Source organism: Achromobacter sp. GQ309 (assembly GCF_059759315.1).
The window spans coordinates 575,960-597,137 of record NZ_JCAXDP010000002.1 but is presented as its reverse complement, the minus strand read 5'-3'; the positions used below and the strand labels follow the sequence as shown (position 1 = coordinate 597,137).

The following is a 21,178-nucleotide window of genomic DNA, read 5'->3' as shown; positions in this document are numbered from 1 at the left end:
GATCGGCTGCCCATCCTCGCACAGAAACTGCAGAAAATGGAACGCCCGGGGGTGGGAAGCCGCGGGTTTCTGGCGCAGTATCGGATCACACCGGCCAATCAGCAATCGGACAAGCGCCGGCCCGCCAGGAGAGAGACCATGAGCAGCAAGCAACACATGACCCCCAGCGAAGCGTTTGTCGAGACGCTGGTCGCGCAGGGCGTCAAGGATGTCTTCGGCATCGTCGGTTCGGCCTTCATGGATGCGCTGGACCTGTTTCCCGCGGCCGGCATCCGCTTTGTGCCGACGGTGCACGAGCAGGGCGCGGCGCATATGGCCGACGGCTATTCGCGCGTGACCGGCCGGCACGGCGTGTGCATTGCACAAAACGGCCCCGGCATCACCAACTTCGTGACCGGCGTGGCGGCCGCCTACTGGGCGCACAGCCCGGTCGTGGCGATCACGCCCGAGACCGGCACGTCGGGCATGGGGCTGGGCGGCTTCCAGGAGACCGAGCAGCTTCCGATTTTTTCGCGCATCACCAAATACCAGGCGCACGTGAACCGGCCGGATCGCATGGCGGAGTTCACCGCCAAGGCGTTCGACAATGCGATGGCCGAACGCGGCCCCGCGCAGCTGAACATTCCGCGCGACTATTTCTACGGCGAGATCGACGTGGCCATCCCGGAGCCGCGCCGAATCCGCCGCGGGCCGGGATCCGAAGAGGATCTGGACGCCGCGGCGCGCATGCTGGCCGAGGCGAAGTTTCCGGTCATCGTGGCGGGCGGCGGCGTGCTGTTTTCGGAGGGCCAGGCCGAATGCGTGGCGCTAGCCGAGCTGCTGGGCGCGCCTGTCGTCACCAGCTATCTGCACAACGACGCCTTCCCGGCCAGTCACCCGCTGTGGTGCGGCCCGCTGGGTTACCAGGGCGCCAAGGCGGGGATGAAGCTCTTGTCGCAGGCGGACGTGGTGCTGGCGCTGGGCACGCGGCTGGGGCCCTTCGGCACCTTGCCGCAGCATGGCCTGGAATACTGGCCGCAGAACGCGCGCATCATCCAGGTCGACGCCGACCACCGCATGCTGGGCCTGGTGCGCCCGGTGTCGGTGGGCATCTGCGGCGACGCCAAGCCGGCCGCCGCCGCGTTGACGGCCCGGTTGCAGGCACGCGATGTAGCCTGCACGCGCACCAAGGAAGGACGCGCCAGCGAGATCGCCGCCCAGAAGGCCGAGTGGGAACAGGAGCTGGACAGCTGGTCGCACGAGCGCGACGACTGGAGCCTGGACATCATCGAGCAGGGCGGCGGCCGCATGCACCCGCGCCGCATGCTGCGCGAGCTGGAACGCGCGATGCCCAAGCACGTGATGGTGTCCACCGACATCGGCAACATCTGCTCGGTGTCCAACAGCTACCTGCGTTTTGACGAGCCCAATTCCATGCTCGCGGCCATGAGCTTCGGCAATTGCGGCTATGCGCTGCCCGCGCTGATCGGCGCCAAACTTGGCCGGCCCGACCGCCCGGCGGTGGCCTACGTGGGCGACGGCGCCTGGTGCATGAGCTTCCAGGAACTGCTGACCTGCGTGCGCGAGCAGATCCCGGTGACCGCGGTGGTGTTTCACAACGGCCAGTGGGGCGCCGAGAAAAAGAACCAGGTGGACTTCTACGGCCGCCGTTTCGTCGGCAGCAACCTGCTCAATCCGAATTTCTCGGAGCTGGCGCGGGCCATGGGCGCCGAAGGCATCCGCGTGGAACATGCGGACCAGGTCGGCGCGGCGTTGCAGGCCGCGTGCCAGGCGCAGCTGGAAGGCAAGACGACTGTGCTGGAAATGATGGTCAGCCAGGAACTGGGGGATCCGTTCCGCCGCGATGCGCTCAAGCAGCCGGTGCGCTTCCTGGACAAGTACCGCAAGTACGTGAACCAGCCGTTCCAGGCGGGCGAGGTGCCGCTGCCGATCGACCCGGTCGGACGCTGACGGGCGCGCGCGGCGCGGATCGGGGCGAGTTCTGTCGTCCTGATCCGCGCCGGTCATTCACCCGGCCGCCGCACGCGCGGCCGCGGCAGGAGCGAAGACATGGCTTTCGACCGTTTGTTCGAGCCGCTGCGCGTCGCCGCGCTGGCGGCCGGGCGGCTGCGCACCGCGGTGGCGTATCCGCTCTGTCCCGTCAGCGTGCGCGCCGCCGTGCAGGCCAGCGAGGCCGGCTACATCGAGCCGGTGCTGGTTGGGCCGGCCGGCCGCATCGCCGCGCTGATGGCGCAGGAAGGCCTGCGTGCGGGCTCGATGGAAATCATCGACACGCCGGACGACGAACTGCTGGCCGCCCGCGCCGCCGCGGCATTGGCGCGCGATGGCGCGGTCAGCATGCTGATGAAGGGCAGCCTGCACACCGACCATTTCATGTCCGCGGTGGTGACGCGCGAATCGGGACTGCGCACCAACCGGCGCATCAGCCACGCTTTCGTGATGGCGGTGGCGGCCTATCCGAAGCTGCTGATCCTGACGGATGCGGCCGTCAACATCGCGCCGTCGCTGCAGGAAAAGGCGGACATCGCGCAGAACGCGATCGACCTGGCGCGCGCGCTGGGCGTGGAGCGGCCGAAGGTGGCCGTGCTGTGCGCCACCGAATCGGTGAATCCGGCGATGCCGGCCACGCTGGATGCCGCGGCGCTGTCCAAGATGGCGGACCGGTCGCAGATCCGCGGCGGCGATATCGACGGACCGCTTGCGTTCGACAACGCGATCTCGCGCGAAGCAGCCGACCAGAAGGGGATCGTGTCGCGCGTGGCGGGAGACGCGGACATCCTGCTCGTGCCGGACATCGAGGCCGGCAACATGCTCTACAAGGAACTCACGTGGCTGGCGGGCGCCGGCGCGGCGGGCCTGGTGCTGGGCACGCGCGTACCGGTGCTGCTGACGAGCCGGTCCGACTCCATGGAGGCACGCGTCAACAGTTGCGCCGTCGCAGCGCTGTACGCGCACGCGCTGGGCAGTTGACAGCGGGAGCCTGGCACCACCAAGTCTGGCGGTTTGGTACTAAGCGCGCATCCGGGGGATGACTACGCTAGACCGCAAGCCATCCATGAATGGTTCACGCGACAACATCAAAGGGGTAGCACATGCGCAGCGCAAGACTAGGCCTGGCCACGATTCTGTCAGTGTTTGCAATGGCGGGGGGCGCCGCCGCGGCGGATGCACCCAAGGCCGGCGGCACGCTTGTCATCGGCTCCACGCAGGTGCCCCGGCATCTGAACGGCGCAGTGCAATCGGGCACCGCCACCGCGCTGCCCAGTGCGCAGCTCTTTGCCAGTCCGCTGCGCTACGACGCCGACTGGAATCCGCAGCCTTACCTGGCCGAGTCGTGGGAACTGGCGCCGGACGGCAAGTCGCTGACGCTGCACCTGCGCGGCGACGCGATCTTTCATGACGGCAAGCCCGTGACGTCCGAGGACGTGGCGTTTTCGATCATGGCGGTCAAGCAGAACCATCCGTTCCAGACGATGTTCGCGCCTGTCGACAGTGTGGAAACGCCCGACGCGCGCACCGCCGTGCTGCGCATGAGCAAGCCGCATCCGGCCATTCTGCTGGCGCTGTCGCCGGCGCTGATGCCCGTGCTGCCCAAGCACATCTACGGCGACGGCCAGGACTTGAAGACGCACCCGCGCAACTCCGCGAACGTGGTGGGTTCCGGGCCGTTCATCTTCAAGGAATTCAAGCCGGGCCAGGAGATCGTGCTGGAACGCTTCGACAAGTTCTTCATCAAGGGCAAGCCGCTGCTGGACCGCGTGGTGGTCAAGATCAATCCCGATGCGACCAATCTGCTGATCGGGCTGGAGCGCGGCGACATCGGCGCGCTGCCGTTCATGACCGAGCCGACGATCCTGCGCCGCGCCAAGGACAATCCGTCCATCGTCATGACGAACAAAGGCTATGAAGGCATCGGCGCCCTGAGCTGGCTGGCATTCAATACGGCGCGCAAGCCGCTGGACGACGTGCGGGTGCGCCAGGCCATCGCCTACGCGACCGACAAGGGTTTCATCACGAAGGCCCTGAACGCCGGCTTTGCCGCGCCGGCGCACGGCCCCATCGTGGGCACCAGCCCCTTCGCCAGCGACGACGTGAAGAAGTACCCGCTGGACCTGAAGCAGGCGGAAAAGCTGCTGGACGAGGCCGGCTTCAAGAAAGACGGCAAGGGCGAGCGCATGACGCTCACGGTGGACTACATGCCGGGCAGCGACGTGCAGGGCAAGAACGTCGCGGAATACCTGCGCAGCCAGCTGAAGAAGGTGGGCATCAACGTGCAGGTGCGCGCGTCGCCGGATTTTCCGACCTGGGCCAAGCGCATCGCCGGCAAGGACTTCGACATGACCACAGACATCGTCTTCAACTGGGGCGATCCGGTCATCGGCGTGCATCGCACGTACATGTCGTCCAACATCCGCGACATCATCTGGACCAACACGCAGTCCTACAAGAATCCGAAGGTCGATGCGCTGCTGGAACAGGCGGGCACCGAGACAGACGCGGACAAGCGCCGCGCGCTGTACGGGGAATTCCAGCGCCTGGTGACCGAGGACGTGCCGATCGACTTCCTGACCGTCATTCCGTACCACACGCTGTCGTCCAAGAAGGTGCAGGGTCTGCCGTCCGGCATTTGGGGCCTGCTGTCGCCGCTGGATGAAACCTCCGTGCAGTAGCGGGAGCCGACATGCTGCGATATCTCTCGCGCCGCCTGGTCTACGCCGCGATCCTGCTGCTGGCCGTGGTGACGCTGAACTTTCTGCTGATTCATATTTCGCCGGGCGACCCCGTGGAAACCATCGCGGGGTCGATGGGCGGGATCAGCGAAGAACTGCGCGCCCAGCTGCGGGTGCAGTATGGGCTGGACAAGCCGTTCCTCACGCAGCTGGGCATCTACCTGGGGCAGGTCGTGCGCGGCGACCTGGGCTACTCCTACTTCTTCAACGTGCCGGTCGCCCAGCTGATCTGGGACCGCGTGCCCGCCACGCTGCTGCTGGTGGTGACGTCGGTGACGGTGGCGTTCCTGATCGGCACGCTGCTGGGCACACTGGCCGCCCGCAAGCCCAATGGGCTGCTGTCGCAAGGCATCACGCTGCTGTCGGTCGTGGGCTATTCGGCGCCGGTGTTCTGGACCGGCATCATCCTCATCATCCTGTTTGCCTCGGTGTGGCCGATCTTCCCGGTGTCGGACATGCGGTCGGCGGGCGGTCCGCAGGATGGCTGGGCGGGCGCGCTGGACGTGCTGCATCACCTGGTGCTGCCCGCCTTTACGCTGGCCTTCGTGTACCTGGCGCAATACAGCCGGCTGGCGCGGGCCAGCGTCATGGACGCGTTGCAGGCCGATTACATCCGCACCGCGCGCGCCAAGGGGCTGCCCGAGAACACCGTGCTGTACAAGCACGCGCTGCGCAACGGGGTGCTGCCGGTGGTGACCATGCTGGGCCTGCAGTTTGGCAACGTGCTGGCCGGGGCGATTCTGGTGGAGACGGTCTTCAACTGGCCCGGATTGGGACGCTTGGCGTTCGACTCCGTGCTGCGCCGTGATTATCCGACGCTGCTCGGCATCCTGCTCTTTGCCTCGTTGCTGGTCGTGGTGATGAACCAGCTTACCGATCTGGCGTATCGCCTGATCGATCCCCGGATCAAGACATCATGAGACCCGCACCCATTGCGCTGCCCGGCGCCGCCGGCGCCGACGCCCGGCCCAAGCCGCCGCCCCGGCCAACCTATGAGGCGCTGCGCGTGTTCGCGCGCAACCCCAGCGCGCTGGCCGGCGTACTGCTGCTGGCGACGATCCTGGCCATCACGATCTTCGGGCCGATGCTGATGCACGCCGACCCGTTTGAAATCGCCGCGGCGCCCATGGAGCCGCCCGGCGGCGAGCTGCTGCTGGGATCCGACTACCTGGGCCGCGACGTGCTGACCGGCATGATCTACGGCGGCCGCGCAACGTTGCTGGTGGGCGTGGTGGCGGCGGTGCTGTCCATGGCCATCGGCATCACCGTTGGCGCGCTGGCGGGCTATTACGGCGGCTGGGTCGATGAAACGCTGATGCGCATCACCGAGTTTTTTCAGGTGCTGCCCACCTTGCTCTTTGCGATGGTGCTGGTGACGCTGTTCAGCCCGTCGCTCGCCACCATCGCAGTCGCCATCGGCGTGGTGAGCTGGACCGGCACGGCGCGGCTGGCGCGCGGCGAGTTCCTGCGGCTCAAGCGGCGCGAGTATGTCCTTGCCGAGCGCGTGATCGGCGCCGGAGACGCGCGCATCATCTGGCGCGTCATCCTGCCGAACGCTTTGGCGCCGCTGATCGTGTCGGCCACGCTGGCCATCGGCACGGCGATCCTGTTCGAGGCAGGGCTGTCGTTTCTTGGCTTGGGCGATCCCAATGTGATGAGCTGGGGCTTGATGATCGGCAGCAACCGCCCCTACATCCTGACCGCCTGGTGGGCGGTGACGCTGCCCGGCGCAGCCATCTTCCTGACCGTGCTGGCCGTCAGCCTGATTGGCGACGGTCTGAACGACGCGCTCAATCCAACGTCGCGAGGCCGGGCATGAACGCCGCCGACATGGCCCCCGTGCTGGAAGTGGACGGCCTGAGCCTGGAATTCCGCACGCGCGGACGGGCGGCCGAAGTGCTGAGCGACGTGAGCTTCGACCTGCGTCCAGGCGAAACGCTGTGCCTGGTCGGAGAATCCGGCTGCGGCAAGAGCATGACGGCGCTGGCCATCATGCGGCTGATTCCGCCGCTGGCGCGCGTGGGCGCGGGCCACGTGCGCCTGCGCGGCGCCGACCTCGCGATGCACGATGACGAGGCGATGCGCCGGGTGCGGGGCAACAACATTTCGATGATCTTCCAGGAGCCGATGACGGCGCTCAATCCGGTGTACACGGTGGGCGACCAGATCGGCGAGCCGCTGCGCCTGCATCAAGGACTGTCCAAGCGCGACGCTCGCGAGCGCGCCATCGAGATGCTCAAGTCCGTGGGCATCCCGATGCCGGAGCGCCGCGTGGACGATTATCCGCACCAGCTTTCCGGCGGCATGCGGCAGCGGGTGATGATCGCGATTGCGTTGGCGTGCGACCCGGACGTGCTCATCGCCGACGAGCCCACCACCGCGCTGGACGTGACGGTACAGGCGCAGATCTTCGACCTGTTGCGCGAGCAGCAGGCGCGCCGCGGCACCGCCGTGCTGCTGATCACGCACGACATGGGCGCGGTGTCCGAGATGGCGGACCGCGTGGTGGTGATGTACGGCGGGCGGGTGGTGGAGCAGGGCAGCGTCGGCCAGATCCTGGCGCAGCCGCGCCATCCGTACACGCAGGGCCTGATCGCCTGCCTGCCCGAACTGGACCGCGAACCCGATGACGTGCGGCCCGACCTGCCCGAGATTCCGGGCGTGGTGCCGTCCGTGTGGGAGCGTGGCGTCGGCTGCCCGTTCGTTGACCGCTGCAACCGCGCCATGGCGCGTTGCAGCCGCGAGTTTCCGCCCATGACCGTGCTGGATGGCGGTCAGGGCGTGTCCTGTTGGCTTTACCCGGAGGCATCGCAATGAGCCAGGCGCAATCGTCATCCCTGTTGTCGGTGCGCGACCTGTCGGTGCATTTTCCGGTGGGCGGGCGCGGACGCGATGGCAAGCCGATGGTGGTGCGGGCGGTGGACGGCGTGTCGTTCGACCTGGAGCGCGGCCGCACGCTGGCCATCGTGGGCGAGTCGGGTTCGGGCAAGACCACCACGGCGCTGTCGGTGCTGCGGCTGGCGGACCCCACGGGGGGCAGCATTCACTTCGACGGCAGCGATCTGACCGCGATGCGCGGTTCGGCGCTGCGGCGGATGCGGCGGCGCCTGCAACTGGTGTTCCAGGATCCGTACTCGTCGCTCAATCCGCGCCAGCGCGCCGAGGAGATCGTGCGCACGCCGCTGGACCTGATGGGCATCGACCCGCCCGGCGGCCGCGAGGCGCGCGTGGCGCTGATGTTCGAACTGGTGGGGCTGCGGCCCGAACAGCGGCAACTGTTTCCGCACCAGTTTTCCGGCGGGCAGCGCCAGCGGCTGAATATCGCGCGGGCGCTGGCCAGCGCGCCGGACCTGATCGTCTGCGATGAGCCTGTGTCGGCGCTGGACATCGCGATCCGCGCGCAGATCCTGAATCTGCTGCGGCGCATCCAGCGCGAACAGGGGCAGTCGTTTCTTTTCATCTCGCACGACATGGCGGTGGTGGAGCACGTGTGCGACGACATCGCCGTGATGTATCTGGGCAAGATCATCGAGCGGGCCTCGCGGCGGGCGTTTTTCTCGCGGCCGCTGCATCCGTACAGCGTGGCGCTGATGTCTGCCGTGCCAACGGTCAAGGGCGGCCGCGAAACGGCGGCGCGCCGCGTCAGGCTGACCGGCGATCCACCCAGCCCGGTCAATCCGCCGCCCGGCTGCCGCTTCGCGGGGCGATGTCCGGCCGCGCAAGCGCTGTGTTCCACCCGTGAACCTGAACTGCGCGAGGTGGCGCCGGCGCATCACGTGGCCTGTCATTTTGTCGAGACGCGCGATGGCGTGACGGTGTCGCCGTTGCAAGGCTGACGGGCTTGCCGATGTGCGCGCATCGATTTGCGCATGCCGGCGCGCGCGTACCGAATTCACCGACTTACAAGGAACCCCGATGACCCAGCCTTCCGGCTCCACGACGCTTTATGTCGCCCGATCCATCCTGACCATGAACCCCGCGCAGCCGCGCGCCACGCATGTTGCCGTGCGCGATGGCCGCATTCTTGGCGTGGGCAGCCGGGAGGATCTGGCCGGCTGGGGGCCGGCAGAAGTCGATGAACGCTTCGCGGACAGCGTGCTGATGCCGGGCCTGGTGGAAGGCCATTGCCATCTGCCCGAGGGCGGCATGTGGAAGTTCGTCTACGTGGGCTTTTATGACCGGCGCGGTCCGGACGGCAAGCTCTGGTCCGGCCTGAAAAGCTTCGCGGAAGTGGCGGCGCGGCTTCGGGATGCAGAGGGCGCGCTGGCGCAGGGTGAGACGCTGATCGGCTGGGGCTTCGATCCCATCTTCTTCGGCGGCGACCGCATGAGCATTCATGACCTGGACGCCGTGTCGGCGCAGCGGCCCATCGTGGTCATGCACGCCAGCATGCACCTCATGAACGTCAACTCGCCCATGCTGGCTCGGGCGGGCATCGATCGCGACACCGACATCGAGGGCGTGACGCGGCTCGATGATGGAAGACCCAGCGGCGAGCTCTGCGAATTTGCGGCCATGTTCCCGGTCATGCGGCTGATCGGCAGCCCGTTCCGGACGGTGGGCCTGACGGAAGAAGGGCTGCGGATGTTCGGCAAGGTGGCACAGTGGGCCGGCGTGACCACCGCGACGGACCTGGTCAATGAGTTGAATGATGAAGGCTTGGCGACGCTGGCGCGGGTGACGGGTGAGCTGGATTATCCGGTGCGCATCGTGCCCGCGGCCTCGGCGCTGACCTACGCGGGCAACGCGGCGGGCTGCCTGGAAAAGCTGGCGGCCGCGCGGCGGCTGAATCACGGCAAGCTGCATCTGGGCATGGTGAAGCTGGTGGTCGATGGATCGATCCAGGGCTTCACGGCACGCGTGCGCTGGCCGGGATACTTCAACGGCGCGCCCAACGGCATCTGGGTCATCGCGCCGTCCGAACTGGATGCGATGGTGCAGACCTATCACGACGCCGGCGCGCAGCTTCACATCCACACCAACGGCGACGAGGCCACGCAGCTTGCGATTGAAGCCGTGGACCGCGCGTTGCAGCGCACGCCGCGGCGCGACCATCGCCACACCTTGCAGCATTGCCAGATGGCCGACGCCGCCCAGTTCCGCCGGATGGCGAGCCTGGGCATGTGCGTGAACCTTTTCGCAAACCACATCTACTACTGGGGCGACGCCCACTACGCGTTGACGATGGGACCGGACCGCGCCAACCGCATGGACGCCTGCGCGTCGGCGGCGCGCGCAGGGGTGCCGTACGCCATCCATTCCGATGCGCCCATCACGCCGCTTGGGCCGCTGTTCACGGCATGGTGCGCGGTGAACCGGCAGACGGCCTCGGGCCGCGTGCTGGGCGAGTCCGAGCGCATTGGCGTCGACGCCGCCCTGCACGCTATCACGCTGGGCGCCGCGTACACGCTGCATATGGACCATCTGGTGGGCTCGATTGAGGTCGGCAAGTACGCGGACTTCTGCGTGCTGGCGGACGATCCGTCCGAGGCCGCGCCAGAATCCCTAAAGGACCTGAAGGTGCTGGGCACGGTCATCGGCGGGCGTCCGCTGCCGCTGCGGGAGGCGTGACGTGGCGCGCATTCCGCTGACGGTGGTGGGCGGCTTTCTGGGCGCAGGCAAGACCACCTTGCTGAATCATGTGCTGACCGCCAGCGCGCGCCGCGCGGCGGTGCTGGTCAATGACTTCGGGCCCGTGGACATCGACGCGGGCCTTATCGCGGATCGCGCCGACAACGTGATCCGGCTGGCCAACGGTTGCGTCTGCTGCTCGATGGCGGGCGGAATGGATGATGCGCTGGCGCGTGTGCTGGCGCTGGATCCGTTGCCCGAATGGATTGTCATCGAGGCGAGTGGCGTATCTGATCCCGGTCGCATCGCGCAGGTGGGGATGGCCGATCCGCTGCTGCAACTGGAGAGCGTGGTGGTGCTGGTCGATGCGGGGGCCATCCGCGAGGTGGCGGCGGATCCGCTGTTGGCCGATACGGTGCAGCGGCAGCTTCGCGCGGCGGATTTGCTGGTGTTGAACAAGATCGATCTGGTGGCGCCGGATGCGCTGGCGGCAGTGCAGGACTGGCTGCGCGAGGCTAGCGGCGGCGCGCCCGTGGTGCGGGCGTGTGAGGGGCGGGTGGATTTGGGGGTGTTGATCGGCGCGGTTGAGGGGACGGCAAGCGGGCATGAGGCGGAGCATGGTTGCGGCCATGGCGACAGGCACGGCGATGGTGCTATCTGCGGACACGGCCATGGCGGCCGCGTTGTCGGCGCCCACGGCGACGAGCTCGGCGGCGTTCGCGTGGGCGGACACATGCCGCGCCACGTCGACCCGTCCGATCCCGCCCATCCGTTCCAAACCGGGCTATGGCGAGCCCCCGCGTTACTGGACGCCGACATGCTCGCCGAGCGCCTGAAGCAGTTGCCCCGCGACGTGCTGCGCGCCAAGGGCTGGGTCCGCACCAGCCGGCACGGTTGGGTGCTGGTGCAATTCGCGGGACGGCGCGTGCGCTTTGACACGCAGGCGCGCGCGCCGGCTGATCGATGCGAACCCTCGCTGGTCGTGATTGGTATGCGCGGCGTCACCAACATGCCGGTAATCGCGACGCTTCTGGACCGGGCGGCGCTGCACGACATCAATGTCGACGTCACCCTGGACGCGGCCCACGCCGTGCCGCCGCGCTAGTTCTGGTGCAAGCGATTCCCCGCGTCTGGTCCTACCGGCGCGCACGCCGCGCACGTACCTTGAGGGTTCAGCGTGGACGCATCTCGCGCCGCGCCAGCGAAGGAGGGTAGGCAATGCAACAGACCGTCACCGTGGAAATGCTGGCCGAGTTTGCGGCCGCCTGGAACCGGCACGATATCGACGCCCTGATGTCATTCATGAGCGAAGACTGCGTGTTCGAGACCGTCGGCGGCCCCGAACAGTACGGCAGCCGCCATGCCGGCCCGGAAGCGGTGCGCGCGGCCTTTGCCGCGGCCTGGAAGAACTTCCCGGACGCGCAATGGGAGAACGGCCGGCACTGGGTGGCCGGCGATCGCGGCGTCTCCGAGTCCACGTTCCGCGGCACGGCGGCGGACGGCTCGCGGGTGGAGGCCGACATGGTGGACGTGTTCACGTTCAAGGACGGCAAGATCCAGGTGAAGAACGCGTTCCGCAAGCAGCGTCCCGCCTTGCCGGCACGTGCCTAGCCGCCATCATGGATACGCAAATGTCGGCCGGCATCTCCCGCCCGGCGCCCGCGTCCGGCGCCGCCATCAACGCCTACAACCCGGCCTACGATCCGCTGGTATCGCCGCCCGGACAGGGCCAGGACTACGCGCCCACCTACTGGGTCGCGACGGCCGGCGCACCGCCCGAGGACGACGGGCCGATCCGCGGCGACATCGACGCTGACGTGGTGATTGTCGGCTCCGGCTTCACGGGCTTGTCGGCGGCGCTGGCGCTGGCACGCGATTTTGGCGTGAAGGCCGTCGTGCTGGAGGCCAACCGCGCGGTGTGGGGGTGCACCAGCCGCAATGGCGGCCAGGGGCAGAATGCGTCGGGGCGCCTGTACCGCTCGCAGTGGATCGAACGCTGGGGGCTGGACACGGCCAAACGCCTGGACGCGGAGATCCGCGAAGGCTTCGAGTATTGGAAGAGCCTGGTCGCGCAGGTGGACTGCGACGCGCAGCCCGGCGGCCATCTGTACACGGCGCATCGCCAGAAGAAGATGGCCTTCCTGCAGAACGAAGCGCGCGTGATGCACGACGTCTTCGGTTACGACACCAAGATGCTCAGCCGCGCCGAATTGCACGAACGGTATGTGGATGATCGCGAGGCGGTGGGCGCCATGCACGAGCCCGACGGTGTCGGCGTGCATCCGCTCAAGCTTGCGTACGGTTATCTGCGGCAGGCGCGGGCGCTGGGCGTGCGCATCCATCCGTCCAGCCCCGTGCTGGGCTGGCGCGTGGAAAACGGCATGTACCGGCTGCAAACCCCCGGCGGCACGGTGCGCGCCCAGCGCGTGGCCTTCGCCACCGGCGGCTACACCGCGCAGGGCGTCAACCGGCTGCTGGACAACCGCATCATGCCGGTGCTGTCCAATTCGATGGTCACGCGCGTGCTGTCGGCCGAGGAACGCGAGGCGGCGGGGTTGAAAAGCACGGTGTTCATCACCGACACGCGCACGCTGCGCTTCTACTACCGCCTGCTGCCCGACGGCCGCATGCAGATCGGCAGCCGCAGCGCGCTACGCGGCGCAGACGCCGAAAACCCGCGCCACCTAGCGCTGCTGCGCGAGGGCCTCGCCCGCAAGTTCCCGGCGCTGCGCGGTGTGGACGTGGCGTATTCGTGGTGGGGCTGGGTGGACGTCAGCCACGACATGATGCCGCGCGTCACGCAACCGGATCCCGCGCAGCAGGTGTATTACGCCTTCGGCTATGGCGGCAACGGCGTGGCATTCTCGGCGCATGCCGGCAGGCGGCTGGCGCAACGGATGATGGGCAAGGATGGGATCGCGTGGAACCTGCCGATCTACGACACGCCTCTTCCCGGACATCTCTTCGCGCCATTCCGCCGCATTGGTCAGGGGTTGTTGTACCGCTGGTACTACTTAAGGGACGAATTGCTGTAGCAGTACGCGGGCCTCTGGCACCTTCAAGACTTGCAGGACTGATTGAGGTGTCAGACACCCCGTCAAAACGTAGGACTGATTCGGGTGTCAGACACCGTCCAGCACGAGATCCTGCGCCACCCGCCGCTGCGCGTCCACCACCTTTGCTAGCCGCGCAATACCCGGTTCGATGTGCTCCGGCCGGATCGACGTAAACCCCACGCGCAGGAAGTTCCGCGGCGCGTTGGCGCCGTCCATGAAGAACACATCCCCCGGTTCGACCACCACGCCCTCAGCCAGCGCGGCTTCGGACAGCGCCGCCGCATTGAGCCACGGCGGCCCCTGCAGCCAGCACGATGACGAACCGGTGATGGGAATGGCCGTGAAGTCCGGCAGGTGCCGCGCCAACGCCTGCGCCAGTTCGGCGCCGCGCTTCTGGTAAGCCTGCGACTGGCGGCGCAGCAGCGAATGGTGATGCCCCAGCGAGATGAACAGCGAGAACGCGCGCTGGATGTACGCGGACGGGTGGCGCAGCATCAGGCGGCGCAGCGCGCGCAGTTCGGCGGCCAGCTCGCGCGGCGCGACGATGTAGCCGATGCGCAGGCCCGGCGCGAAGGACTTGGCCAGGCTGCCCACGTAGATCACGCGGCCGTCCCGGTCCAGGCTTTTCAGCGCGGGGATGGCGCCTTCGCCCCAGCGGCTTTCGCTTTCGAAGTCGTCTTCGATGATGAGGCTGTCGGCCTGCCGCGCCATTGCCAGCAGGGAGGTGCGGCGCTCCATGGACAGCGTGACGGTAGTCGGACACTGATGGCCCGGCGTGACGAACAGGTAATCGCATCCGAGCAGTTGCGTCCCCGTGCGCAGCCCCTGTTCGTCCACGGGCAGCGGCAGCAGATGGCGCGTGTGACTGGCGAAGATGTTGCGCGCGTCCGGATAGCCCGGATCTTCCATGCCGACCACGGTGTCCTCGTTCACCAGCAGATCCGCCAGCAGATAAAGCGCGTGCTGCGCGCCGACCGTGATGACGATTTCCTCGGCGTCGGCCCACACGCCGCGGCGCGGCAGCACCTGCGTGCGGATCTGTTCGATGAGCGCGGGGTCGTCATGCGTGATGAGGTCCGGCGCCCAGCTGCGGATGTCCAGCACCGACAGCGCCTTGATGCAGCATTCGCGCCATTCGGCGGTAGGGAACAGGTCTTGGTCGAACTGGCCGTAGACGAAGGGATAGGGCTGTTTCTGCCAGTCGCGGGGCTTGGTGATGTTGCGTTGCCGCGAGGGGCGAAAGCGCAGACGCTCTTCCCAGCGCACGCCACCGGTTTCGGGCGCGTCCGCCGGTGAAGCGTCCGTCGCGGGACCCGAGTGGCCTTCCATGACGGTATCGCTGACGAAGTGGCCGCTGCGTTCGCGCGACACCAGATACCCTTCGCACACGAGTTGCTGGTACGCAAACACCACGGTATTGCGCGCGATGCGCAACTGGTCGGCGAGGTAGCGGCTGGACGGCACCGGCATGCCGGGCGGCAGGTGGCCGCTCAGGATGGCCGACACCAGCATCTGGCGCACGCGCCCCTGCAGGCTGAGGTTGGGCGCACTGGCCTTTTCGAACAGGCGTTCCCACAACACAGGCTTGAGCATCGAGGCCTGGCTGGACATGGCTGGCTCCTTTTGACTGCGGACCTCACGGGCGCCGCGCTGCCGCGCCCGGGGTGTCCGAGTCTCAGAATAAAGGAGCCGGATGGGGGAAGGAATGCGGGATTGCCCTGTCAGATTCGTCCCTTCCACGGGATGGCGAAGCGTTCCAGGTAACGCACCAGAAGGTCGAAGGCGAACGCGAACAGCCCGATCACGATGATGCCCATAATGACCGTGTCGCTGGCCAGGAACTGCGCGGCGTTCAGCACCATGAAGCCCAGGCCCCGGTCGGCCGCCACCATCTCGGCGGCGACCAGCGTCGTCCAGCCGACCCCGATACCGATGCGCATGCCCGTGAAGATTTCCGGCATGGCCGCCTTCAGGATGACGTGCCAGACGATCTGGCGGCTGGTCCCGCCCATGGCATAGGCGGCGTGTATCTGTTCGATCGACACCGACCGTACGCCCGCGCGCGCGGCGATCGCCATGGGCGCGAAGATGGCCAGGTAGATCAGCAGGATCTTCGGGAATTCGCCGATGCCGAACCAGATGATGATGAGCGGCAGATAAGCGAGCGGCGGCAGCGGGCGGTAGAACTCGATCGGCGGATCGAAGACGCCGCGCGCGTAGCGGTTCACGCCCATCAGGATGCCGACCGGAATCGCCGTGACACACGCCAGGAAGAACGCGCCGAACACGCGGCCCAGGCTGGCGAGCGCGTGCTCGGTCAGCGTGGAGTTGGCCACGCCTTCGGTCATGGCGAAGACGAATTTGTCGTACACCGCGATGGGCGATGGCAGGAACAGCGGCCGCACCCAGCCGGCGCTGGTCACCAGGAACCACAGCGCGATCAGCGCCAGGCTGGTCAGCAGGCTGATGTGCCCGCTGTAGCCCGCGCCCGGCGCCCCGTAAACCTTGCCCGGCGCCGCCGGCGTGTGGCCGATGCGGCGCTTAGGCATGGAGGGCGTGCGGGGAGGCGGCGCGCTCGTCCCCGTAGATGATGCCGAGGACTTCTTCTCGCATGGCGATGAAGTCGGGACTGGATTTGATGCCACGGCCATCGCGGGTCTCCAGGTAGCGCCGGTTGAAGGCCGGCTCGAACGTGTGCGTGATCCGGCCCGGGCGCGGCGACATGACGATCAGCCGCGATCCCAGGAAGAGCGCTTCTTCCACGCTGTGGGTGATGAAGAAAAACATCTTGTTGGTCTGCCGCCAGATATCCAGCAGCAGCTCCTGGATGGTTTCCCGGGTCAGCGCGTCCAGCGCGGCCATGGGCTCGTCCATCAGCAGCATGGCGGGGTCGCAGGTCAGCGCGCGCGCGATGCCCACGCGCTGCTGCATGCCGCCCGACAGCTGGTAGATCATGTGCCGGTGAAAATCCTGCAGGCCCACCAGTTCAAGATTGCGGCGGGCGCGCGCACGTCGGGTCTCCTTGTCCACGCCTTGCAGCTTCAGGCCGAATTCGGTGTTTTCCAGCACGTTCAGCCAGGGCAGCAGGGCGTGCTTCTGGAACACCACGCCGCGGTCGGCGCCCGGCCCGACGATGGGGTTTCCGCCCAGCGTGATCTCGCCCTCGGTCGGCGACAGAAAGCCCGCCAGCAGGCTGAGCAATGTGGTCTTGCCGCAGCCTGATGCTCCCAGCGCGACGACGAATTCGCCGGGCTGGATGGTCAGGTTGACGTCGTGCAGCGCGATGACGGGGCCGCTGTCGTGCAGGCCGGGATAGGTGACGCTGACGCCTTCCGCGCACAGGCGCTGCGCGGCGGATGTGGACTGCATGGTCATGCTGTTCCCCCTGATCGTTGTGGCGAGGCCTTCGGCAGCCGGCCTCGTCTTCGCGCTGCGGCCGGCGCCGGGGTGGCGCCGGGCCGGGTCGGACGGGTCGCGTGAATTACTTCGCGGCCGCCTTCGCGTACTGGTCCGTCACGAACGGGCTGTAGTCGTCCAGTGCCTTGTCGATCTGCTTCTGGTCCTTCAGGAATTTGGCGCTGGCCGCGAAGGCGCGCGCGGCGCCCGAGTCCTTGCCGCCGCCCAGCCAGGTCTTGGAGGCCTGTTCTTCCACCGTCGGGAAGACCAGGAGGCCCAGTGCCTCGACGATGTCCTCCGGCTTGCCGCCAATCAGCTTGACGATGCCCTTGACCTGCGGCGAATCCGCCGTCCACTTGGCGCTGTTGGCGCGGTAGTCAGCGTAGGACTTGGCCAGCACGCCCGTGAAGGCGGCCATGAACTTCGGGTTCTTCTGCGCCCAGGCCTTGTCCACCACGATGCCGTCGAAGGTCGGCACGCTGGCCGCGCCGATCTGTTCGGAGTCGGCGATGATCTTGCCGGTCTTGGCGATCTCGGTCAGCGCGGGCGGCCAGACGTAGGCGGCGTCGATGTCGCCGCGCTGCCAGGCGGCCACGATCTGCGGCGGCTGCATGTTCAGGATGCGCACGTCGCGCGGCGGCACCTTCCACACCTGCTCAAGCCCGACCAGCAAGTGAAAGTGCGACGTCGACACAAACGGCGTGGCAATGCGCTTGCCTTTCAGGTCTGCGGTGCTGTTGATGCCGGAGCCGTTGCGCGCCACCAGCGCTTCGGATTTGCCGATGTTGTCCAGGATCCAGAAGAGCTGCATGTCCACGCCGCGTGTGGCGGCCGAGGTGATCCCGGTCGATCCCAGCACGCCGACCGGCACGTTGCCCGAGGCCAGGGCGGTCGAGATGTCGCCGCCCGAGGTGAACTGGCGCCAGTCCACCTGGTAGCCGGCCTCTTTCAGGGCCTTGTCGAAACTGCCGTCCGCGATGGCGGACAGGAACGGCCCGACGATGAGCTGGTAGCCCACCACGAGTTTGGTCTGCGCGTAGGCGGGCGCAGCCAGTAGCGCGGCGGCCAGGCCGGCCAGGGTGCAGCGGCGAATCAGGCGGTATATCGCGTTCATGGAGATCTCCGGGAGAGAACGGCCGCGCCCCGGCGCGACCGGCTTGCTGGTGCCAGTTTGCCCGGATGGGACCAGAACGCTAGGGCCAGATGTCCGGATCAGTAGGTGCCAAAAGCAACCGGGCCCGCCGGCTGCGCCGCCAATGCCCGAACGGGCATCGTCGTCGCAGCGGGCGGGCCCGCGATATGCGCCAAAAGGATGAGATGGCTGGCAAGGTGTCTGACACCTGCAGAGAGCGCCGTCAGATCACGGCTGTGCCACCAGGGTGTCAGACACCGATCAGCGGATCAGGCTGAGAAACTCCGCACGCGTGGACGGGTTTTCGTGGAATTCGCCCAGCATCACCGACGTGACCATGGAGGAATTCTGCTTTTCGACGCCGCGCATCATCATGCACATGTGCTGCGCCTCGATCACGACCGCAACGCCAGCCGCGCCGGTGACGCTTTGCACGGCTTCAGCCACCTGGCGGCTGAGGTTTTCCTGAATCTGGAGGCGGCGCGCGTACATCTCGACGATGCGGGCCACCTTGGACAGGCCCAGCACCTTGCCGGCCGGCAGGTAGGCCACGTGCGCCTTGCCGATGAAGGGCAGCATGTGGTGCTCGCACAGCGAGTACAGCTCGATGTTCTTGACCAGGACGATCTCGCGCGTGTCCGACGTGAACAGCGCCCCGTTGACGATTTCTTCCAGGTTCTGGTCGTAGCCGCGGCACAGGTGGCGCATGGCCTTGGCGGCGCGGGCCGGCGTGTCGGCCAGCCCTTCGCGGGACGGATCTTCCCCTAGTGCTTCGAGAATGGCGGTGTAGTGCTTTTCCAATGACATGGGGACTCCTGGCGGCGCGCCCTCTGGCGCGCAGTGATGCAAAGGGTGATGCGTGGCGTAACGCTGGGCGTAATGCGTAGGTGTCGCAAGTCTACCTCAGCGCGGCAGGCGGACCGCGGGCTTACCCGTGGCGTGTGGGGGTATTTCCCGCGTTCAGACGCCTCGGTTTTCGACCGCGTACTTGATGAGTTCGGCCTGTCCGTCGATGCCCAGCTTGCGCTTGATGTTCAGGCGGTGCGTCTCGACGGTGCGCACCGACAATCCCAGCGTCTGCGCAATCTGCTTGTTGGCATGGCCGTCGGCGATGTGGCGCAGCACGTCGCGCTCGCGGTGCGTCAGCAACGTGGCCAGGGCGCTGGCCTGCGACAGCCGCACGGCCGCTGCAGCGCTGAAATAGCTGCGGCCGGCCATGACGGCGTCGATGGCGGTGATGATCTCCTGCGCGGGCTCGTCCTTGAGCAGATAGCCGCGGGCGCCGGCCTTGACCGCCTGCACCATGTACTCGGGGTTGTCGTGCATGGACAGCACCAGCACCGCGATCTGCGGATAGCGCTCGTGCAGCAGCGCCGTCAGCTCCAGGCCGCCGACGCCGGGCATGTTCAGGTCCATCAGCGCCAGATGGGGCAGGGTGCCGCCCTGCGGATCCTCAGCCATGCAGGCGGCCAGAAAAGCCTGCGCGGCGGCGGCGTTGCTGGCTTCACCTACTACCCGCAACGTCGGCACGGTTTCAAGGCGCAGGCGCAGGCCGTCGCGCACCAGGGGGTGGTCATCGATCAGCAGAAGGCGGACGGCGTCGGGTTTGTCGATCATGCTTGGGGAGGCGTCGGATGGGGGCCGCCGGGAGGCGGCAGGGGAAGCCAGGCCTGCAAGGTCGTGCCTTGCGCGGTGGAATGAAAGGTCAGGGTGCCGGACAGCGCGCTCATGCGTTCGCGCATGTTGCGCAGGCCGATGCCGCGATGCGGGTCCTGCTGGACCTCGGCGTCGTCAAAGCCGCAGCCGTCATCGGTGACGGTCAGGCGCAAATCGCGCGCCGAATACGCCAGCGTCAGATCCGCGCGCGTGGCGCCGGCATGGCGCATGACGTTGGTCAGCGCCTCTTGCGTCACGCGGAACAGCGCCGTCGCGTAGGCGTCGGGCAGCTTCACTGGCTGGCCGACCGTGTGCAGGTCCACCGCCAGCGGCGGGGCGCCGTCCTCGGGGCGGATGGCGAATTCCCGGCCCAGATGCTCCAACGCGGCGGGCAGGCCCAGGTCATCGAGCAGGGTGGGGCGCAGATTGTGCGAAATGCGGCGGACCTCGCCCACCGCCATGTTCAGACGGTCCAGCGCGCCGCCCAGCGGCGTGTCGATGTGCGCAAGCGCGCGCGAATCGTCCGAGTGCGACTGGCGCAGCCGCTCGCGGGCGGCCTCCAGCGACAGTTTTACCGACACCAGCACCTGGCTGATGCCGTCGTGCAGTTCCCGCGACAGGCGGGCGCGCTCGTCTTCCTGCGACCGCACGATCTGGCGCGCCATCAGCCGCAGCTTGGCGTCGGACTGGCGATGGTCGCTGATATTGAGGGCCAGACCACAGGCGGCCACGCCCAGGATGGATACAGCCGCAATGCCCGCCACCCACGCGAACATGTCGCGGATATTGGCCTGCGCCGCGGCGTCGATGCGCACCAGGGCCTCTTGCACGTCGTCCAGGTAGATGCCGGTGCCCAGCATCCAGCCCCAGCGTTCCAGCACCACCACGTACCCGAGCTTTTCAACGGTCTGGTTGGTGGACGGTTTTTCCCAGAGGTAATGCACCACCTCGCCTTGCTGCCCGCCGCGCCGGGCGGCCGTCAGCAGGTTCTGGATGACGGCCTGGCCCTTGGTGTCGCGCAGGTTCCAAAGGTCTTGCCCGACCAGCTCGGGCTGGCGCGGATGCATCAGATTCCGGCCCTGCAGGTCATAGACGAAGAAATAGCCGTCGTGGCCGAACTCCATCTGCGCCAGCAGGTCCAGCGCGCGCTGGCGCGTCGCCGCGTCGTCGCCTGCGGCCTGCAGCGGCGCGATGGCGCTGTACGCCAGGTTCACGTAATGGCGCAGCTCGCCTTCCTTGCTGGCGAGCCAGGCGGTTTCGACCACCTGTTTTTCGCGCTGCGCCAACTGCAATCCCTGCACGTAGACGGCGACCGTGATGGCGGCGACGGCCACCAGCAGCGGGACTGCCGCAAGCAGCAAGATTTTGAGACGCAGCTTCATAAGGATTTGTATCAGGCCGAAGCGAATTTGCTGCGACGCATCAACCGGAAGGGTATCGAGGCGGGAACGCGGAAAGTTCGGAGATTTTACGGTTTCCACGGAAATTTGCTGCGGCGCATGACGTAGTAACACGTAGCTCGCTTGCGTAGTTCCGCGCTTGTTGGCGCGATGGCCAGAGCGCAATACTGGCGCCCGCGTCGACCTGACGCAGCGCGGACGCGTGCGTCCGCCACCCCACAACAATGAGTCTGCCTT

18 protein-coding genes are annotated in these 21,178 nt (G+C 67.3%); 11 read left to right on the top strand and 7 right to left on the bottom strand.

Annotated elements, in window-relative coordinates; all coding sequences use genetic code 11:
* The first annotated feature begins 138 nt into the window (after positions 1 to 138).
* The 11 genes from xsc to AC6CIE_RS07995 all read left to right on the top strand — a co-directional run bounded on the left by xsc (position 139) and on the right by AC6CIE_RS07995 (position 13,336).
* Complete coding sequence (xsc, locus tag AC6CIE_RS08045; RefSeq protein ID WP_498091927.1) at positions 139 to 1,950, top strand: sulfoacetaldehyde acetyltransferase; 1,812 nt, start codon at positions 139 to 141, stop codon at positions 1,948 to 1,950.
* A gap of 99 nt (positions 1,951 to 2,049) precedes the next feature.
* Complete coding sequence (locus AC6CIE_RS08040) at positions 2,050 to 2,970, top strand: bifunctional enoyl-CoA hydratase/phosphate acetyltransferase (RefSeq protein ID WP_175139206.1); 921 nt, start codon at positions 2,050 to 2,052, stop codon at positions 2,968 to 2,970.
* A 122-nt stretch (positions 2,971 to 3,092) separates the two neighbouring features.
* Positions 3,093 to 4,670 (top strand): ABC transporter substrate-binding protein, encoded by a 1,578-nt coding sequence (locus AC6CIE_RS08035; RefSeq protein ID WP_175139207.1) that lies wholly within the window; start codon positions 3,093 to 3,095, stop codon positions 4,668 to 4,670.
* An 11-nt stretch (positions 4,671 to 4,681) separates the two neighbouring features.
* Positions 4,682 to 5,650 (top strand): ABC transporter permease, encoded by a 969-nt coding sequence (locus AC6CIE_RS08030; protein ID WP_175121872.1) that lies wholly within the window; start codon positions 4,682 to 4,684, stop codon positions 5,648 to 5,650.
* Positions 5,647 to 6,549 (top strand): ABC transporter permease, encoded by a 903-nt coding sequence (locus AC6CIE_RS08025; RefSeq protein WP_175121871.1) that lies wholly within the window; start codon positions 5,647 to 5,649, stop codon positions 6,547 to 6,549. Before AC6CIE_RS08030 ends, AC6CIE_RS08025 begins: the two co-directional genes overlap by 4 nt.
* A complete protein-coding gene (locus tag AC6CIE_RS08020) occupies positions 6,546 to 7,547 on the top strand; it encodes an ABC transporter ATP-binding protein (protein WP_498091925.1) in 1,002 nt (333 codons plus the stop codon). Before AC6CIE_RS08025 ends, AC6CIE_RS08020 begins: the two co-directional genes overlap by 4 nt.
* Positions 7,544 to 8,566, top strand: coding sequence for an ABC transporter ATP-binding protein (locus AC6CIE_RS08015; RefSeq protein ID WP_498091923.1), 1,023 nt, complete (start codon positions 7,544 to 7,546; stop codon positions 8,564 to 8,566). The genes AC6CIE_RS08020 and AC6CIE_RS08015 overlap by 4 nt, the downstream gene beginning before the upstream one ends.
* 79 nt (positions 8,567 to 8,645) lie before the next feature.
* Positions 8,646 to 10,301, top strand: coding sequence for an amidohydrolase (locus AC6CIE_RS08010; protein ID WP_498091921.1), 1,656 nt, complete (start codon positions 8,646 to 8,648; stop codon positions 10,299 to 10,301).
* A gap of 1 nt (position 10,302) precedes the next feature.
* Positions 10,303 to 11,406, top strand: coding sequence for a CobW family GTP-binding protein (locus tag AC6CIE_RS08005; RefSeq protein WP_498091919.1), 1,104 nt, complete (start codon positions 10,303 to 10,305; stop codon positions 11,404 to 11,406).
* Positions 11,407 to 11,519: 113 nt separating this feature from the next.
* Positions 11,520 to 11,912 (top strand): nuclear transport factor 2 family protein, encoded by a 393-nt coding sequence (locus tag AC6CIE_RS08000; protein WP_175121866.1) that lies wholly within the window; start codon positions 11,520 to 11,522, stop codon positions 11,910 to 11,912.
* Positions 11,913 to 11,920: 8 nt separating this feature from the next.
* Entirely contained in the window at positions 11,921 to 13,336 is a 1,416-nt protein-coding gene (locus tag AC6CIE_RS07995; protein WP_343738780.1) for an NAD(P)/FAD-dependent oxidoreductase, read from the top strand.
* An 87-nt stretch (positions 13,337 to 13,423) separates the two neighbouring features.
* Here the strand turns inward: AC6CIE_RS07995 and pdxR are convergent, their stop codons facing one another.
* The 7 genes from pdxR to AC6CIE_RS07960 form a co-directional block, all read right to left on the bottom strand.
* Positions 13,424 to 14,968 carry a MocR-like pyridoxine biosynthesis transcription factor PdxR gene (gene pdxR, locus AC6CIE_RS07990; protein WP_498091917.1) on the bottom strand — a complete coding sequence of 515 codons (1,545 nt, stop codon included), beginning with the start codon at positions 14,966 to 14,968 and terminating at the stop codon, positions 13,424 to 13,426.
* 110 nt (positions 14,969 to 15,078) lie between these two features.
* The gene (locus tag AC6CIE_RS07985) at positions 15,079 to 15,906 is read right to left on the bottom strand and encodes an ABC transporter permease subunit (RefSeq protein WP_105238604.1); all 828 of its coding nucleotides are present in this window, start codon (positions 15,904 to 15,906) and stop codon (positions 15,079 to 15,081) included.
* A complete protein-coding gene (locus AC6CIE_RS07980) occupies positions 15,899 to 16,732 on the bottom strand; it encodes a taurine ABC transporter ATP-binding protein (RefSeq protein WP_175121863.1) in 834 nt (277 codons plus the stop codon). The genes AC6CIE_RS07985 and AC6CIE_RS07980 overlap by 8 nt, the downstream gene beginning before the upstream one ends.
* A 106-nt stretch (positions 16,733 to 16,838) precedes the next feature.
* The gene (tauA, locus tag AC6CIE_RS07975; RefSeq protein WP_175121862.1) at positions 16,839 to 17,867 is read right to left on the bottom strand and encodes a taurine ABC transporter substrate-binding protein; all 1,029 of its coding nucleotides are present in this window, start codon (positions 17,865 to 17,867) and stop codon (positions 16,839 to 16,841) included.
* A 279-nt stretch (positions 17,868 to 18,146) separates the two neighbouring features.
* Positions 18,147 to 18,692 carry a GTP cyclohydrolase I FolE gene (gene folE / locus AC6CIE_RS07970; RefSeq protein WP_056316955.1) on the bottom strand — a complete coding sequence of 182 codons (546 nt, stop codon included), beginning with the start codon at positions 18,690 to 18,692 and terminating at the stop codon, positions 18,147 to 18,149.
* Positions 18,693 to 18,845: 153 nt separating this feature from the next.
* Positions 18,846 to 19,502, bottom strand: a complete 657-nt coding sequence (locus AC6CIE_RS07965; protein WP_175121861.1) for a response regulator — start codon at positions 19,500 to 19,502, stop codon at positions 18,846 to 18,848.
* Positions 19,499 to 20,923, bottom strand: coding sequence for a cache domain-containing protein (locus AC6CIE_RS07960; RefSeq protein WP_498091915.1), 1,425 nt, complete (start codon positions 20,921 to 20,923; stop codon positions 19,499 to 19,501). Before AC6CIE_RS07960 ends, AC6CIE_RS07965 begins: the two co-directional genes overlap by 4 nt.
* Between the last annotated feature and the right edge of the window lie 255 nt (positions 20,924 to 21,178).